Raw genomic sequence first — 15,247 nt, 5'->3', positions numbered from 1 at the left:
GACCGGGCGCCGACCGCTCTCACGAGGGCGTACGGGGAGCCGTACGACGATCACGTTCCGTGCCCGGTGGGGTCCGGTGAGGCAGGATGGGGGTATGCCGAACCGACTGGCCCATGAGACGTCCCCGTACCTGCTCCAGCACGCCGACAACCCGGTCGACTGGTGGCCGTGGTCGGGGGAGGCCTTCGCGGAGGCGCGGCGGCGCGAGGTTCCCGTGCTGCTGAGCGTCGGGTACAGCAGCTGCCACTGGTGCCATGTCATGGCTCACGAGTCCTTCGAGGACGAGAACACGGCCGCCGTCCTGAACGAGCACTTCGTCAGTGTCAAGGTCGACCGCGAGGAGCGGCCGGACGTCGACGCGGTGTACATGGAGGCCGTGCAGGCGGCCACCGGGCAGGGCGGGTGGCCGATGACCGTGTTCCTCACCCCCGACGCCGAGCCGTTCTACTTCGGCACGTACTTCCCGCCCGCGCCCCGGCACGGGATGCCCTCGTTCCGGCAGGTGCTGGAGGGCGTGCGGCAGGCGTGGGAGACACGGCGGGAGGAGGTCACCGAGGTCGCCGGGAAGATCACGCGGGATCTGGCGAACCGGGAGCTCGACCACGGCACCACGCAGGCCCCCGGCGAGGAGGAGCAGGCGCAGGCGCTGCTCGCGCTGACCCGGGAGTACGACCCGCAGCGCGGCGGGTTCGGCGGGGCGCCGAAGTTCCCGCCGTCGATGGTGATCGAGTTCCTGCTGCGGCACCACGCCCGCACCGGTTCCGAGGGCGCGCTGCAGATGGCGCAGGACACCTGCGAGCGGATGGCCCGCGGCGGCATCTACGACCAGCTCGGCGGCGGCTTCGCCCGTTACTCCGTGGACCGTGACTGGGTGGTGCCGCACTTCGAGAAGATGCTGTACGACAACGCCCTGCTGTGCCGGGTCTACGCCCACCTGTGGCGGGCCACCGGTTCGGAGTTCGCCCGCCGTGTCGCTCTGGAGACCGCCGACTTCATGGTGCGTGAACTGCGCACCGGGGAAGGGGGATTCGCCTCGGCCCTGGACGCCGACAGCGACGACGGTACGGGCAGGCACGTCGAAGGCGCCTACTACGTCTGGACCCCGGAGCAGCTTCGCGAGGCCCTGGGTGAGGAGGACGCCGAACTCGCCGCGCAGTACTTCGGGGTGACCGAGGAGGGCACCTTCGAGCAGGGCGCCTCCGTGCTGCAACTCCCACATCAGGAGGGCGTCTTCGACGCCGGGCGGGTCGAGTCGGCCAGGCGACGGCTGTTCGGGAAGCGGGCCGAGCGCCCCGCCCCCGGCCGGGACGACAAGGTGGTCGCCGCCTGGAACGGGCTCGCGATCGCCGCCCTCGCCGAGACCGGCGCCTACTTCGACCGCCCGGACCTGGTGGACGCCGCGGCCGGCGCCGCCGACCTCCTCGTACGGGTGCACATGGACGAGCACGCCGCGCTCCACCGCACCAGCAAGGACGGCCGGGCCGGGGCCAACACCGGGGTGCTGGAGGACTACGCCGACGTCGCCGAGGGCTTCCTCGCCCTGGCCTCCGTCACCGGCGAGGGCGTGTGGCTGGAGTTCGCCGGGCTGCTCCTCGGGCATGTGCTCACCCGGTTCACCGACCCGGAGTCGGGCGCCCTGTACGACACGGCCGCCGACGCCGAGCGGTTGATCCGCCGCCCCCAGGACCCCACCGACAACGCGGCCCCCTCCGGCTGGACGGCGGCCGCCGGCGCCCTGCTCGGCTATGCGGCCCACACGGGTTCCGAGGCCCACCGCACCGCCGCCGAGAGGGCGTTGGGCGTGGTCCGGGCGCTCGGCCCGCGCGTCCCCCGCTTCATCGGCTGGGGGCTGGCCGTCGCCGAGGCCGTGCTCGACGGACCGCGCGAGGTCGCCGTCGTGGGGCCGTCCCCCGACGACAAGGCGGCAAAGACCCTGCACCGTACGGCACTTCTGGGCACCGCCCCCGGCGCGGTCGTCGTCTGGGGCACCCCGGAGAGCGACGAGTTCCCCCTGCTCGCCGACCGGCCCCTCGTCCAGGGCGAGCCGGCCGCCTACGTCTGCCGCAACTTCACCTGCGACGCCCCGACCACCGATCCCGAGCGGTTGCGGGCCGCGCTGGGCGGCTGAGACGGGGCTCGGGCGTCACCTCTGTTCGGCGTACCCGGCCAGGGCGCGCTCCACGATCGCCTCCAACTGGTCGTGGTGGGCGCCCTTCCAGTAGGCGCGGCCGCAATCGCGGCAGCGGGCGAAGACGTCGTACGTGCGATGCGTGCCGTGCTCCAACTGGTCGGCCACCTCCTCCTTCGTGGCGTCCTGAAGCAGGCCGTTGCAGGCGGTGCAGCGGGTCCAGGGGACGAGGGCGGGGCGGAAGCGGTCGAGGATGTCGTGGAGCTGGTCGTCGGGGCGGGTGCTGTAGACGAAGGCGCCCGCCCACAGTTCGCGGCGGCGCAGCAGGCCCCGGTCGCGGCTGAGCATGACGCGTTTCTCGGCGGCGGAGCGGGCGGCGAGGGCGGGGTCGCCGATGTCGGTCGACTCGTAGGCCGTGTCGACGCCCAGCAGGCGCAGACGGCGGGCGAGGGTGCCGAGGTGCACGTCGAGGAGGAAGCGCAGGGGTGCGCCGGGGACCTGCTGGGGCCGTGCCACGGCACGCACCCGCACCGTCTCGGCCGCCCGCGGGACGTGCGACACCGGCACCTCGCGGCCGTCCACCACCAGCGCGCCCACCTCGGTGAGCGGCACGCCCAGGGACTCCACGACGTGACCGAGCGTCGAGACGCCGTCGGTGACGACCGGGGTGGCGTCGCGGCGCCGGGCGTGGGGGACGAACAGGAGCAGGCCGGGGTCGAACTCGACGTGGATCTCGGGACCGTTCACCCGGCCAGGATGGCACGGGTGCGGGGCCGGATCTCAGGGTTTTTCGGTGGGCAGCCCGTGCTCGGCGGGTCAGGTCGGGACGGGTCGGGCTATGCGTGCTGGTACGCCACCAGCGAGATCCCCACGTAGTGGACCACGAACGCGGCCAGCGTGAAGGAGTGGAAGACCTCGTGGAAGCCGAACCAGCGCGGGGAGGGGTTCGGTCGCTTGATGCCGTAGACGACGCCGCCCGCGCTGTAGAGGACGCCGCCGACGATCACCAGGACCAGGACCGCGATGCCGCCGGTGCGCAGGAAGTCGGGCAGGAAGAAGACGGCCGCCCAGCCCATCGCGATGTAGCAGGGCGTGTAGAGCCAGCGCGGGGCGCCCACCCAGAAGACGCGGAAGACGATGCCGGCGACGGCCGCGGCCCATATGCCCCACAGCAGCCACTGACCCTTGGCGCCGGGCAGGAGCAGCAGGGCGAGCGGTGTGTACGTGCCCGCGATGATCAGGAAGATGTTCGCGTGGTCGAGTCTGCGCAGGACGCCGCCCAGGCGCGGCCCCCAGTTGCCCCGGTGGTACAGCGCGCTGACGCCGAAGAGCAGACAGGCGGTGAGGACGTAGATCCCGCAGGCGATCCGCCCGCGGGTGGAACTGGCCAGCGCGGTGAGGACCAGGCCCGCGACGAGCACGGCCGGGAACATGCCGAGGTGCAGCCAGCCGCGCAGCTTCGGCTTGACCGGATGCGGCAGGGAGAGCGCGGCCGGGCCACGGCCGGCGACCGGCGTGTCCAGGTGCGCGTCGGGGGCGGACGCAGTCATGCGCGCATCGTACCTACGGCACCGTAAGTCGGCTGTCAGTGTCGGACAGTGATGGCGGCGATCGGGTCGAACGCAAAAAGTTCTTCATCCGAACCCCAGGTGGACGCAAAGAATCACGGAAACCGTGGGATACGTCACGCCGCTCACTTGTGCGGCCCTCTGGACAGATGGGCACTCTCGTCGGATGATCAAATGAGTACGGTCGGCACCGGATGAGCGGCTACGAAGCATCCGGGCCGCGGCCCCCACGGGGCGACAAGTCAGAGATCCCTCCCCATAGGAGCAATCGTGGCGCGCGACATCGCGGCTCCCTCCGTCCTCCCGACCCACCACAAGGAACTGATCTCCTGGGTCAACGAGATCGCCGAACTGACCCAGCCGGACAGAGTGGTCTGGTGTGACGGATCCGAGGCCGAGTACGAGCGACTGAGCGAGGAGCTCGTCCAGAAGGGCACCTTCAGGAAACTCGACCCGATCAAGCGCCCAAACTCCTACTACGCGGCCTCGGACCCCTCGGACGTGGCCCGCGTCGAGGACCGGACGTTCATCTGCTCCGAGAAGGAGGAGGACGCGGGCCCGACGAACCACTGGAAGGCGCCCGCCGAGATGCGGGAGATCTTCCAGGGCAAGGACGGGGACGGTGGCATCTTCCGCGGCTCGATGAAGGGGCGGACGATGTACGTCGTCCCCTTCTGCATGGGGCCGCTGGGCTCGCCGCTGTCGGCGATCGGCGTCGAGATCACCGACTCCGCCTACGTCGCGGTGTCCATGCGCACCATGACCCGCATGGGGCAGCCGGTGCTGGACGAGCTCGGTGACAGCGGCTTCTTCGTCAAGGCCGTGCACACCCTCGGCGCCCCGCTCGAGCCGGGCCAGGAGGACGTCCCCTGGCCCTGCAACTCCACCAAGTACATCTCGCATTTCCCCGAGGACCGCGAGATCTGGTCGTACGGATCCGGCTACGGCGGCAACGCGCTGCTCGGCAAGAAGTGCTACGCCCTGCGCATCGCCTCCGTCATGGCCCGCGACGAGGGCTGGCTGGCCGAGCACATGCTGATCCTCAAGCTCACGCCCCCGCAGGGCGAGGCCAGGTACGTCGCCGCCGCCTTCCCGAGCGCCTGCGGCAAGACCAACCTGGCCATGCTGGAGCCGACGATCTCCGGCTGGACGGTGGAGACCATCGGCGACGACATCGCGTGGATGCGGTTCGGCGAGGACGGCCGGCTGTACGCGATCAACCCCGAGGCCGGCTTCTTCGGCGTCGCGCCCGGCACCGGTGAGCACACCAACGCCAACGCGATGAAGACGCTGTGGGGCAACTCGGTCTTCACCAACGTCGCGCTCACCGACGACGGCGACGTGTGGTGGGAGGGCATGACGGAGGAGATCCCGGCCCACCTGACCGACTGGAAGGGCAACTCCTGGACCCCGGACTCGGAGACGCCCGCCGCGCACCCCAACGCCCGCTTCACCACCCCCGCCGCGCAGTGCCCGATCATCGCGCCGGAGTGGGAGGACCCCAGGGGCGTGCCGATCTCGGCGATCCTGTTCGGTGGCCGCCGGGCGAGCGCGGTGCCGCTGGTGACGGAGTCCTTCGACTGGAACCACGGTGTGTTCCTCGGCGCGAACGTCGCCTCCGAGAAGACCGCCGCCGCCGAGGGCAAGGTCGGTGAGCTGCGCCGCGACCCGTTCGCCATGCTGCCGTTCTGCGGCTACAACATGGGCGACTACATGGCCCACTGGATCAAGGTCGCCAAGGACAAGGACCAGTCCAAGCTTCCGAAGGTCTACTACGTCAACTGGTTCCGCAAGAACGACGAGGGCAAGTTCGTCTGGCCCGGCTTCGGCGAGAACAGCCGTGTGCTGAAGTGGATCGTGGAGCGCCTGGAGGGCAGGGCCGAGGGGGTCGAGACGCCCATCGGCATCCTGCCGACCAAGGAGGCCCTGGACACGGACGGCCTGGAGCTGTCCGACGCCGACCTCGAGTTCCTGCTCACGGTGGACAAGGACGTGTGGCGCGAGGAGGCCGCCCTGGTTCCCGAGCACCTGAACACCTTCGGCGACCACACGCCCAAGGAGCTGTGGGACCAGTACCGCGCGCTCGTCGAGCGCCTGGGCTGACGGGAGCTGCCCCAACCCCCTCTGATCTCCGCGGCCGGCTGGCCGACTTGCCCTGACCTGCGACGTCGCCCGGCCGGCCGCGGCGCCCACCCGAGAGGCCGGGTGCGTCCAACGGCGTGCGCACCCGGCCTCTCCGGCGTGTCGCCGTCGTCCCCGCGGGGTACCCGGGAGGCGTCCAGGTGAAGGAGGGCTGAGGGCATGTCCGAAGACGAGGACTTCTACACCCGGGATCGCCCGGACAACCCCGACCTGGCCGAGGACCGCCCGCGTGGCGGCGGCCCCGAGGAGCCGGGCAGCCGCGGCAACTGGCCGGTGTGGCTCGTCGTCCTGCTGATCCTCGCACTGTTCGTGATCTTCACGGTCACGTTCGGCTGACCCCCGGCCCGCCCGGCCCGCCCGGCCCGCCGGGGTCTTCCGGGAACAGCGCCCGTTCCAGCAGCGTGTCGATCCGACGACCGTACCCGTACCCGACAGCGGTCAGCCGCCCCACGTCGGCGAAGCCGAACCGCCGGTGCGGTGCGGCCGACACCGCCGCCTCACCGCCGGAGCCCGCGACCACCGCGACCACCGCGACCATCGCGATCGCGCGCCGGACCCCGGCCCGGGTGCAGGAGCCCACCAGTTCGCCCAGCAGCGCACCGCCGAGCCCGCGCCCGACGGCGTCCGGCGCGAGGTGGGCAGTGTCCTCCACGGCGTACCGGTACGCCGGCTTCGGCCGCCGCGGCCCGGCATACGCGAACCCCGCGACCGTCCCCTCCTCCGCGGCGAGGAACGGCAGCCCGCGCTCCGTGAGGCCGTCGCACTCCAGCTCCCGCCCCGCCGCCGGGCGCGGCGTCTCGTCGGACGTGGCACCACTGTGCGGGGCGTAGTGCCGGTAATGGGCGGCAACGGCGGCAAGGTCCTCACGGACAGTGCTCCGAACCGCGGCAGTAGGAACAGTCGCGCTCTCTGCCGTTCCGCTCCGGCGCCGGACGACTCACCCCGCACGGATCTGCTCGAGCCGAACGCACTGGTACGGCGCCCGGTCCGCGTGTCGCTGCGGGTGCACGCGGACCGGGGCCGGTCGAGGGGCCCTCGGTGGAGGGCCAGGGCTTGTCCGGCGGATCATGCCGCAGAACGCGGGGTCTGGCACGCTCCCCCGAGCTCTTCGAGCAGGGGGCACCCCCACCCCCAAGCTCTTAATGAGCAGGGGGACCCCCATCACCCCCGCTCACCTGGGCCGGTAGCCGGCCGCCGATTTCCTGCGACTTGATCCGTCGGACAAGCCCTGGCCGGCGCGGCTCAGGTTCCGTCGCTCCCTCCGGGCCGCCGCGTGGGCGTCCATGCGTTCGGCGGCCAGGATCGCCGCCGTCGTGTCGGCGCGGGAGGCGGCGACGACGAGGGCGCGGCCGGCGAGGGCGTGGGCCCGGTCGTGCAGGGCGGAGGACTTGCTGCCGGCGGCCACCGGCACCGAGGCGCGGACCGGGGAGTGGCCCGCCCGGAGCCGGGCCACCTGCTCGGCGAGCCGTTCGGCCGCCGTGTCCAGGTCGGCGGACGGGGTCAGGCCGCGCAGCTCGTCCGTGACGGCGAGCAGCGCCGCGAGATGGCCGGCGAGCTGGATGTCCAGCTCCTCCTCGCGGGAGCGGTGCGGGAATTCGGAGGAGGTGCTGGAGGACCCGGTGCGTATCGGTTCGTACATGGGATGGCCTCCTGTGCTCTGACAGAAGGCATCCTAGCTTGGAACTCGTCTAAAGTTGAGCCAGTTCGCGGAACCGGTCCGTACGCGCACCGAGGGTGAGTGTCAGGGCTGGCTGTAGCCCTCCAGGAAGTTCCCGATCCGCTCCACGGCGTCGCGCAGATCGCCGGCCGTGGGCAGGGTGACGACCCGGAAGTGGTCCGGCTCGGGCCAGTTGAAGCCGGTGCCCTGGACGACCATGATCTTCTCGCGGCGCAGCAGGTCGAGCACCATCTGCCGGTCGTCCTTGATCTTGAAGACCGCGGGGTCCAGGCGCGGGAAGAGGTACAGCGCCCCCTTCGGCCGTACGCACGTCACGCCCGGGATCTGCGTGAGCGTCTCGTAGGCGACGTCCATCTGCTCCTTCAGCCGCCCGCCCGGCAGCACCAGGTCGTTGATGGTCTGCCGCCCGCTGAGCGCGGCGACCACGCCGTGCTGACCCGGCATGTTGGCGCACAGGCGCATGTTCGCCAGGACCGTCAGGCCCTCGATGTAGGAGTCGGCGTGCGCGCGCGGCCCGGAGATCGACATCCAGCCGACCCGGTAGCCGGCCACCCGGTACGCCTTGGACATGCCGTTGAAGGTGAGGGTCAGCAGATCCGGGGCGACCTTCGCGGTCGGCGTGTGCGTGGCGCTGTTGGGGTTGATGACGGCGATCGCCTTGGTGCGGTCGGTGACCTTGCGCTCCACGTCGGCCAGGTCCGGCATCCAGTCGGACTGCTCGTCGCAGCGGTAGTGGACGGCCGTGCCCCCGGCCAGGGAGACGGCGGCGGTCCACAGCGGGTAGTCCGGCGCCGGTACGAGGACCTCGTCGCCGTCGTCCAGCAGCGCCTGCATCGCCATCACGATCAGCTCGGAGACGCCGTTGCCGATGAAGACGTGCTCGACGTCCGTCTCGATGCCGAGGGTCTGGTTGTGCATGACGACCGCGCGCCGCGCGGCCAGCAGGCCCTTGGCGTCGCCGTACCCGTGGGCCGTGGAGACGTTGCGGAGGATGTCCTCCAGGATCTCCGGCGGGCACTCGAAACCGAACGCGGCCGGGTTGCCCGTGTTCAGCTTGAGGATGCGGTGACCGGCAGCCTCCAGCCGCATCGCCTCCTCGAGCACCGGACCCCGGATCTCGTAACAGACGTTGGCGAGCTTGGTCGACTGGGTCACCTGCATGTCAGGGAGCTTACGGCCGGGTAACGCCCCGTGGCGCGTGTTATCCGCCACGTGAGACACCCGCGTGTCGGCGCGCGCCGCTGATGCGGCGGGCAGGGAAATCCCTACGGCGGCCCTGTGGCAGCCCTATGACCCGGCCTCACGCCCTTGTTCACCCACCCCTCTGCGTTAACAATGCGCATGACAATCAAGCGGGCGGCCGGAAGATCTCCGGTCGCCTCCGTCGCAAGAGGGGACCCCACATGAGAAAGCCTCTCGTCGCCGCGCTGTTCGCCCTGGTGATCGCCGGGGCCGGCGCGGCACCCGCGGTCGCCGCGCCCGCGCACGAATCCGGCAGCACGGCCTCCGCACAGAGCACGGCCGGCACGGCCCCCGTCCAGAAAGCCGCCGCCCCCGCCCTCGCGGCCGTCGACTTCGCCGGCACCGTCGCACTGAGCAACTGCTCCGGCTCGGTCGTCCGCCTCCCCAGCTCCGTGGACAGCGACCCGGCGCTCGTACTCAGCAACGGGCACTGCCTGGAGACCGGCTTCCCGTCGCCCGGCCAGGTCATCGTCAACAAGTCCTCCAGCCGGACCTTCGGCCTGCTCAACTCGGCCGGCACCCGCGTCGCGACGCTTCAGGCGAACAGGGTCGTCTACTCGACCATGACCGACACGGACGTCGCGCTCTACCAGCTCACCAGCACCTACGCGCAGATCAAGAGCTCCTACGGCATCAACGCGCTGACCCTGAACGACACCCGCCCGGCCGCCGGCACCTCCATCAAGGTGGTCTCCGGGTACTGGAAGCGGATCTACAGCTGCAACATCGACGGGTTCGTGTACCGGCTGAAGGAGGGCGGCTGGACCTGGAAGGACTCCATCCGCTACACCGCCGCCTGTGACACGATCGGCGGTACCTCGGGCTCGCCCGTCATCGACAACGCCACCGGCAGGGTCGTCGCCGTCAACAACACCGGCAACGAGGACGGCGCCCGTTGCACCGTGAACAACCCCTGTGAGGTCGACGCGAGCGGCAACGTCACCGTCCGCAAGGGCATCAACTACGCCCAGCAGACCTACCAGATCCCCGCCTGCTTCGCCGCCGGCAACAGGCTGGACCTGAACAGGAGCGGCTGCACCCTGCCCAAGCCGTAACCCCTTCACGGCAGTCGACGGCGGGTGGTCACACCGGAGTCCGGCGGACCGCCCGCCCCGCCAGTACGTCCGTGCGCCGCCCGTCCTCGATCACGAACCGGCCGTCGATCAGGACGTACTCGATCCCCGTCGGCAGCGCGCGCGGCCGCTCGAAGGTCGAGCCCGGCGCGACGGTGGCCGGGTCGAACAGCACCAGGTCGGCCCGGTACCCCTCGCGGACCACGCCCCGGTCCGGCAGCCGCAGCCGGGCCGCCGGCCGCCCGGTCAGGTGAGCGACGCACTCCTCCAGCGACAGCACGCCCAACTCCCTTACGTACCGGCCGAGATACTGCGGGAAGGTGCCGTACGCCCGCGGATGCGGCCGGGCACCCCGCAGGATGCCGTCGGAGCCGCCGGTGTGGACGCGGTGGCGCATGATCGCCCGCACGTTCTCCTCGTGGCCGACGTGCTGCAGGACCGTCGTGCCGAGCCGGTCCTCGACCAGCAGCCGGCGGGCCGTGGCCCAGGGTTCCTCGCCGCGCAGGGCCGCCGACTCCCGCACCGTGCGGCCGACGTACTCGGCCAGCGCGGGGTCGGTGACACCGGAGACCTCGACCGTGTCCCACTCCACCGGCACGCCGTGGCAGCCGTCGGAGCCGGTCACCTCCAGGTCGTGGCGGATCCGTTCGGCGGCGGTCTCGTCGGTGAGCCGCCCGAGGGCAGCCTCGGGCCCGCCCTCGCTCGCCCAGCCCGGCAGCAGCGCGGCCAGGGTGGTGCAGCCGGGGGTGTAGGGGTAGGTGTCGAGGGTGATGTCGGCGCCGTCGGCGAGCGCGTCGTCCAGCAGCGCCAGCAGCTCGGGCGCGCGGCCCTTGTTGGGGCCGAAGTTCAAGGTGGCGTGGGCGAGATGCAGCGGGCAGCCCGCCTCGCGCGCGAGGGCCACCATCTCCTCGTACGCCCGAAGCGCCCCGGCCCCGTAACTGCGGTGGTGCGGGCAGTAGTAGCCGCCGTGGGCGGCCACCACCCGGCACAGCTCGGTCAGTTCGGCGTCGCTCGCGTACATCCCGGGCGTGTAGGTGAGCCCCGACGACATGCCGACGGCGCCCTGTTCCATGCCCTCGGCGACCAACTGCCGCATCCGGTCCAGCTCCTCGGGCGTGGCCCGGCGGTCCTCCCAGCCGACCACGAGCGCGCGGACCGTGCCCTGCGGGATCAGGTACGCGGCGTTCACCGCGATGCCCTCGCCGTCGAAGCCGCGGTCCAGCCGGTCCAGGTACTCGCCCACCGAGCGCCAGTCGAAGTCGATGTCGTCGCCGTGGCCGTTCCACCCGGTGATCGCCCGGCGGACCTCCTCCAGCGTGCGGTCGTCGACCGGCGCGTACGACAGTCCGTCCTGTCCGATGACCTCCAGGGTGACGCCCTGGGCCGCCTTCGCGCTGTGGTCCGGGTTGCGCAGCAGGGCCAGGTCGCTGTGGGCGTGCATGTCGATGAAGCCGGGGGCCAGGACCAGGCCCTCCGCGTCCAGCTCCCGCCTCGCCCGCGGGCGCTGGCAGCCCGCCGCCGCGGCCTCCTTGACGATCGAGACGATCCGGCCGTCCTTGACCGCGACATCGGCGCGGTAGGAGGGAGCGCCGGTGCCGTCGACGACGTCCGCGTCCCGGAGGGCGAGATCGGCGAAGTCGGCGAGTTCGACGGGATCCATGGGGCGCCTCCTTTCCCGAAAGCCTTCCCGAAACCCTTCCGGAAACCCTTCAGAAGCTCTCAGAAGAACGTACGGACGTAGTCGACGACCGTGCCGTCCGCCTCCGCCACCGGGATCAGCGGCCACTTGTCGAAGGACGTGCACGGGTGGGACAGCCCCAGCCCGATCCAGTCGCCGACCTCCAGATCCGCCCCGGGCCCGGTGCTCAGCCAGGCGTGCTGGTCGGACAGTTTGGTGACCCGGACACCGGTCGCCGGGCGCTCGACGCCGTCCCGGCGCACCACCTGGGCGAAGGGCAGATGGAGGTCGTACGCCGCGTCCCGCTTGCCCGCGTTGACGAAGGCCTGGTCGGGGGAGGGCCGGGAGACGACCTGCGCCCACAGCCGGAAGGCGGGCTCCAGGGCGCCCTCCTCCGGGACGCGGTTGAACGGCGTGATCTCGCGGTAGTGGCCGTCGTCGTGCGAGACGTACGCCCCCGAGCGCAGCAACTTCAGGACAGGGAGGGAGAGTTCGGGAATCTCCGCGAACACGTCGGCCACCGCGTCGAACCAGGCGCTGCCGCCCGCGCTCACCACGATCTCCTCTGTCTCCTCTGCCTCCTCAGCCCGCGCGAACCGCCCCGCCTTGTCGAAGTCCACGGCGAGCGCGACGAGCCGGCGCAGCCACGCGCGCACCCGCTCCTGGTCGGCCCGCGGGACCTCGCCCTCGTATCCGGCGACCCCGACGAGCCGCAGCGTGTCCGTGGCCGCCACCGCGTCGGCGACCGCCGTGCACTCGGCCTCCGTACGCACACCGGTCCGCGCGCCCTCCCCGGCGCCCAGCTCGACGACCACGTCCACCGCGCGCCCCCCGGCCCCCTTCAGGGCCGCGTCCATCAGCTCCACCCCGCGCACGGAGTCGACGTAGCAGACGAAGCGGAAGGCCGGGTCGGCGGCCAGTTCGGCGGCGAGCCGGCGCAGGGCGGCCGGGTCCACCAGCTCGTTGGCCAGGAAGATCCGCCGGATGCCGAACGCCCGTGCCACCCACACCTGGTGCGGCGTCGCGAGCGTGATGCCCCACGCGCCGTGCTCGATCTGCCGCTGGAAGAGCTGCGGTGCCATGGAGGTCTTGCCGTGCGGGGCGAAGGCGAGGCCGTGACGGGCCGCGTACGTCTCCATCAGCTTCAGGTTGTGCTCCAGCCGCTCGGCGGAGAGGGCGAGCACGGGGGTGGTGAAGCCGCCGGTGAAAAGGTTGCGCCGCTGGGCGGCCAGCTCGCCCACGGTGAGGCCGTCCGCGTCCGGCGGGAGGCCCTTGAAACGGTGGTCGACGCGTTCCTCGGCCAGACCGGCGAGCGCCTCGGTGCTCATGGAACCTCCCTGATCAGGTATGTTGCACTATTTGCAATGCTCATTGCGCGGATCGCTCAGCGCTGTCTAGCATCCCGGCCGGACGAGGTCAACGCAGAACCCGCGCCCCGAGTGACCGAGGAGTTACGAGCATCGTGACCGCCGGCGGCCCCCGCAACGGCACCGACGTGATGGACGCCGTGGACGTCGTGGACGTCGTGGCGCTCGGCGAGTCCATGGTCACGTTCCTGCCCTCCCGCCCGGGCCGCCTCGCCGACGTGCCGTCCTTCGAGCGGAGCATCGGCGGCGCCGAGTCCAACGTCGCCTGCACGCTCGCCGCCGCCGGGCACGCGGCGCGCTGGGTGAGCCGGGTCGGCGCGGACGGCTTCGGCGACCACCTGGTGGAGGCGATCGGGTCGTACGGCGTCGACGTGACCTCCGTACGGCGTGACCCCGACCGCCCGACCGGCGTCTACTTCCGCACCGCCGACGACCGGGCCGGCGACGCGCACGAGGTGGCGTACTACCGCGCCGGCTCGGCGGCCTCCGCGATGGCCGTCGGCAACCTCGACGAGACGGCGCTGCACTCCGGACGGATCCTGCACCTGACCGGCATCACGGCCGCCCTCTCGCCGGCGTGCCTGGACCTCGTACGACAGCTCCTCGCGCCCCGCCCCGGCCGCCCGCTGGTCTCCTTCGACATCAACCATCGCCCCCGGCTGTGGCGCGACAAGGACGGCGCACGGGTGCTGCTGGAGCTGGCGCGGGGCGCCGATCTCGTCTTCGCAGGGGAGGATGAGGCCGAGCAGGCGTGGGGCGTGCGGGGCGGTCCCGAGGTCATCAGGGACGTACTGCCCGAGCCGGCCGTCCTGGTCGTCAAGCAGGGCGCCGGAGGGGCCACCGCCCTCCACCCGGACGGTGCGGCCTTCGTGCCGTCCCCCCGGGTCGCCGTCGTGGCGACTGTCGGCGCCGGCGACGCCTTCGCCGCCGGGTTCCTCTCCGCCACCCTGCGCGGGCTGCCCGTCCGCGACCGCCTCCGCCACGGCCACCTCATGGCCGCCGCCGCCCTCACCGTCCCCGGCGACCTCGCCGCGCCCCCCGCCCGCGGCCTCGCCGACCGCCTCGCCGCCCTGGACGAGGAGGAGTGGGGGAGACTTCGACTCGGCCCCGGCTGGACGGCGCGTACCGCGGACGGGGACGCAGAGGAGGTACGTACGCCATGAGCCAGACCGTCGACCGTGCGCTGAGCATCCTGCCGCTGCTCGCCGAGGGCCCCGCCGACCTCGGGCGGGTCGCCGACCGGCTCGGCGTGCACAAGTCCACCGCCCTGCGGCTGTTGCGCACCCTCCACGGGCACGGCCTGGTCTACCGCCAGTCCGACCAGCGCTACCGCCTCGGCGCACGGCTCTTCGCCCTCGCCCAGGAGGCGATGGAGAGCCTCGACGTCCGCGAGATCGCCCACCCCCACCTCGTACGCCTCAACGAGACGTGCGGGCACACCGTGCACCTCGCGGTGCACGAGGACGGCGAGGTGCTCTACATCGACAAGGTGGACAGCCGCTACCCGGTGCGCATGTACTCCCGCATCGGCAAGCCGGTCGCCATCACCGTCGCCGCCGTGGCCAAGCTGCTGCTCGCCGACCTGCCCGAGGGCGAGCGGCGCGCGGTCGCGGAGAAGCTCGACTATCCGATGTACACGGTCCGTTCGACGCCGAACGCCGCCGCCTTCCTCAAGGAGCTGGCGACGGTGCGCGAACAGGGCTGGGCCACCGACCTCGGCGGCCACGAGGAGTCCATCAACTGCGTCGCCGCGCCGGTCCGCGGCGCCGACGGCCGGGTGGTCGCCGCGATGTCCGTCTCCGCGCCGAACGTCGTCGTCACCGCCGACGAACTCCTCACCCTGCTCCCGCTGGTGCGCCGTACCGCCGACGCGATCAGCGGTGAGTACTCCGGAAGAACGCCAGTGAAAGGCACCGCCGAATGACCGAGAAGGCTGCGAAGACCGAGAAGATCGCGCTCACCCCCAGCACCCGCACCACCCCGCCCGCGAAGTTCTCCCACGGGGTGCGGAAGGGCAACATCCTCCAGGTCGCCGGCCAGGTCGGCTTCCTGCCCGCCGAGGAGGGCAAGCCGCCCACGCCTGCCGGCCCCACCCTGCGCGAGCAGACCCTCCAGACCCTCGCCAACGTCAAGGCGATCCTTCAGGAGGGCGGCGCGACCTGGGACGACGTGATGATGATCCGCGTCTACCTCACGGACGTGGACCACTTCGCCGAGATGAACGACCTCTACGACGCCTACTTCGAGGAGCAGGGCCTCACCCAGCCCCCCGCCGCCCGCACCACGGTCTACGTCGGCCTGCCCCCGGGCCTCCTCATCGAGATCGACGCGCTCGCCGTGCTCGGCTGATTCGGAGGCGTCTTCGGGTGTC

The 15,247-nt window shown here is 71.8% G+C and carries 14 protein-coding genes; 7 read left to right on the top strand and 7 right to left on the bottom strand.

The window, feature by feature from the left end:
• Positions 1–94: 94 nt before the first annotated feature.
• A complete protein-coding gene (locus DEP02_RS21025; RefSeq protein ID WP_112469229.1) occupies positions 95–2,128 on the top strand; it encodes a thioredoxin domain-containing protein in 2,034 nt (677 codons plus the stop codon).
• 15 nt (positions 2,129–2,143) lie between these two features.
• Here the strand turns inward: DEP02_RS21025 and DEP02_RS21020 are convergent, their stop codons facing one another.
• Both DEP02_RS21020 and trhA read right to left on the bottom strand, forming a co-directional pair.
• The gene (locus DEP02_RS21020; protein WP_112469228.1) at positions 2,144–2,875 is read right to left on the bottom strand and encodes a Mut7-C RNAse domain-containing protein; all 732 of its coding nucleotides are present in this window, start codon (positions 2,873–2,875) and stop codon (positions 2,144–2,146) included.
• Between the two features lie 89 nt (positions 2,876–2,964).
• Positions 2,965–3,678 (bottom strand): PAQR family membrane homeostasis protein TrhA, encoded by a 714-nt coding sequence (trhA, locus tag DEP02_RS21015; RefSeq protein WP_112469227.1) that lies wholly within the window; start codon positions 3,676–3,678, stop codon positions 2,965–2,967.
• A gap of 288 nt (positions 3,679–3,966) precedes the next feature.
• On the opposite strand from trhA, the gene DEP02_RS21010 reads away from it, so the two are divergent.
• Both DEP02_RS21010 and DEP02_RS34100 read left to right on the top strand, forming a co-directional pair.
• Positions 3,967–5,799, top strand: coding sequence for a phosphoenolpyruvate carboxykinase (GTP) (locus tag DEP02_RS21010; protein WP_112469226.1), 1,833 nt, complete (start codon positions 3,967–3,969; stop codon positions 5,797–5,799).
• 198 nt (positions 5,800–5,997) lie between these two features.
• Positions 5,998–6,174: a hypothetical protein gene (locus tag DEP02_RS34100; RefSeq protein WP_198668509.1), complete on the top strand. Its 177-nt coding sequence runs from the start codon at positions 5,998–6,000 to the stop codon at positions 6,172–6,174.
• On the opposite strand, the gene DEP02_RS21005 is transcribed toward DEP02_RS34100, so the two are convergent.
• The 3 genes from DEP02_RS21005 to DEP02_RS20995 form a co-directional block, all read right to left on the bottom strand.
• The gene (locus DEP02_RS21005; RefSeq protein ID WP_112469225.1) at positions 6,161–6,607 is read right to left on the bottom strand and encodes a GNAT family N-acetyltransferase; all 447 of its coding nucleotides are present in this window, start codon (positions 6,605–6,607) and stop codon (positions 6,161–6,163) included. The two genes, DEP02_RS34100 and DEP02_RS21005, sit on opposite strands and share 14 nt — an antisense overlap.
• Before the next feature lie 402 nt (positions 6,608–7,009).
• Positions 7,010–7,477, bottom strand: coding sequence for an SCO4983 family protein (locus DEP02_RS21000; RefSeq protein ID WP_112469224.1), 468 nt, complete (start codon positions 7,475–7,477; stop codon positions 7,010–7,012).
• Positions 7,478–7,579: 102 nt separating this feature from the next.
• Complete coding sequence (locus DEP02_RS20995) at positions 7,580–8,677, bottom strand: pyridoxal phosphate-dependent aminotransferase (RefSeq protein WP_112469223.1); 1,098 nt, start codon at positions 8,675–8,677, stop codon at positions 7,580–7,582.
• Between the two features lie 242 nt (positions 8,678–8,919).
• Here DEP02_RS20995 and DEP02_RS20990 point away from each other — a divergent pair, with 242 nt between their 5' ends.
• Positions 8,920–9,813, top strand: coding sequence for a S1 family peptidase (locus tag DEP02_RS20990; RefSeq protein ID WP_112469222.1), 894 nt, complete (start codon positions 8,920–8,922; stop codon positions 9,811–9,813).
• A gap of 28 nt (positions 9,814–9,841) precedes the next feature.
• On the opposite strand, the gene DEP02_RS20985 is transcribed toward DEP02_RS20990, so the two are convergent.
• On the bottom strand, positions 9,842–11,491 hold the full coding sequence (locus tag DEP02_RS20985; RefSeq protein ID WP_112469221.1) for an N-acyl-D-amino-acid deacylase family protein: 1,650 nt from the start codon (positions 11,489–11,491) through the stop codon (positions 9,842–9,844).
• Positions 11,492–11,550: 59 nt separating this feature from the next.
• Positions 11,551–12,837, bottom strand: coding sequence for an amino acid deaminase (locus DEP02_RS20980; protein WP_112469220.1), 1,287 nt, complete (start codon positions 12,835–12,837; stop codon positions 11,551–11,553).
• 134 nt (positions 12,838–12,971) lie between these two features.
• On the opposite strand from DEP02_RS20980, the gene DEP02_RS20975 reads away from it, so the two are divergent.
• Genes DEP02_RS20975 through DEP02_RS20965 form a run of 3 tightly spaced genes read left to right on the top strand, consistent with a single transcriptional unit; the run spans position 12,972 to position 15,225 of the window.
• A complete protein-coding gene (locus DEP02_RS20975) occupies positions 12,972–14,039 on the top strand; it encodes a sugar kinase (RefSeq protein ID WP_438947786.1) in 1,068 nt (355 codons plus the stop codon).
• On the top strand, positions 14,036–14,800 hold the full coding sequence (locus DEP02_RS20970) for an IclR family transcriptional regulator (protein ID WP_112469219.1): 765 nt from the start codon (positions 14,036–14,038) through the stop codon (positions 14,798–14,800). Before DEP02_RS20975 ends, DEP02_RS20970 begins: the two co-directional genes overlap by 4 nt.
• Entirely contained in the window at positions 14,797–15,225 is a 429-nt protein-coding gene (locus DEP02_RS20965) for a RidA family protein (RefSeq protein ID WP_112469218.1), read from the top strand. Before DEP02_RS20970 ends, DEP02_RS20965 begins: the two co-directional genes overlap by 4 nt.
• The last annotated feature ends 22 nt before the right edge of the window (positions 15,226–15,247 follow it).

It is taken from the genome of Streptomyces triticisoli, assembly GCF_003270085.1.
Classification (GTDB): domain Bacteria; phylum Actinomycetota; class Actinomycetes; order Streptomycetales; family Streptomycetaceae; genus Streptomyces; species Streptomyces triticisoli.
The sequence above is the reverse complement of the archived record's forward strand: the minus strand, read 5'-3'. Positions and strand labels throughout refer to the sequence as shown.

What these genes read in the sequence shown, in the direction of transcription:
- DEP02_RS21025 (WP_112469229.1), top strand. Translation starts at nt 95, where the DNA reads ATGCCGAACCGACTGGCCCATGAGACGTCCCCGTACCTGCTCCAGCAC.
- trhA (WP_112469227.1), bottom strand. Translation starts at nt 3,678, where the DNA reads ATGACTGCGTCCGCCCCCGACGCGCACCTGGACACGCCGGTCGCCGGC.
- DEP02_RS34100 (WP_198668509.1), top strand. Translation starts at nt 5,998, where the DNA reads ATGTCCGAAGACGAGGACTTCTACACCCGGGATCGCCCGGACAACCCC.
- DEP02_RS21000 (WP_112469224.1), bottom strand. Translation starts at nt 7,477, where the DNA reads ATGTACGAACCGATACGCACCGGGTCCTCCAGCACCTCCTCCGAATTC.
- DEP02_RS20995 (WP_112469223.1), bottom strand. Translation starts at nt 8,677, where the DNA reads ATGCAGGTGACCCAGTCGACCAAGCTCGCCAACGTCTGTTACGAGATC.
- DEP02_RS20990 (WP_112469222.1), top strand. Translation starts at nt 8,920, where the DNA reads ATGAGAAAGCCTCTCGTCGCCGCGCTGTTCGCCCTGGTGATCGCCGGG.
- DEP02_RS20985 (WP_112469221.1), bottom strand. Translation starts at nt 11,491, where the DNA reads ATGGATCCCGTCGAACTCGCCGACTTCGCCGATCTCGCCCTCCGGGAC.
- DEP02_RS20980 (WP_112469220.1), bottom strand. Translation starts at nt 12,837, where the DNA reads ATGAGCACCGAGGCGCTCGCCGGTCTGGCCGAGGAACGCGTCGACCAC.
- DEP02_RS20970 (WP_112469219.1), top strand. Translation starts at nt 14,036, where the DNA reads ATGAGCCAGACCGTCGACCGTGCGCTGAGCATCCTGCCGCTGCTCGCC.
- DEP02_RS20965 (WP_112469218.1), top strand. Translation starts at nt 14,797, where the DNA reads ATGACCGAGAAGGCTGCGAAGACCGAGAAGATCGCGCTCACCCCCAGC.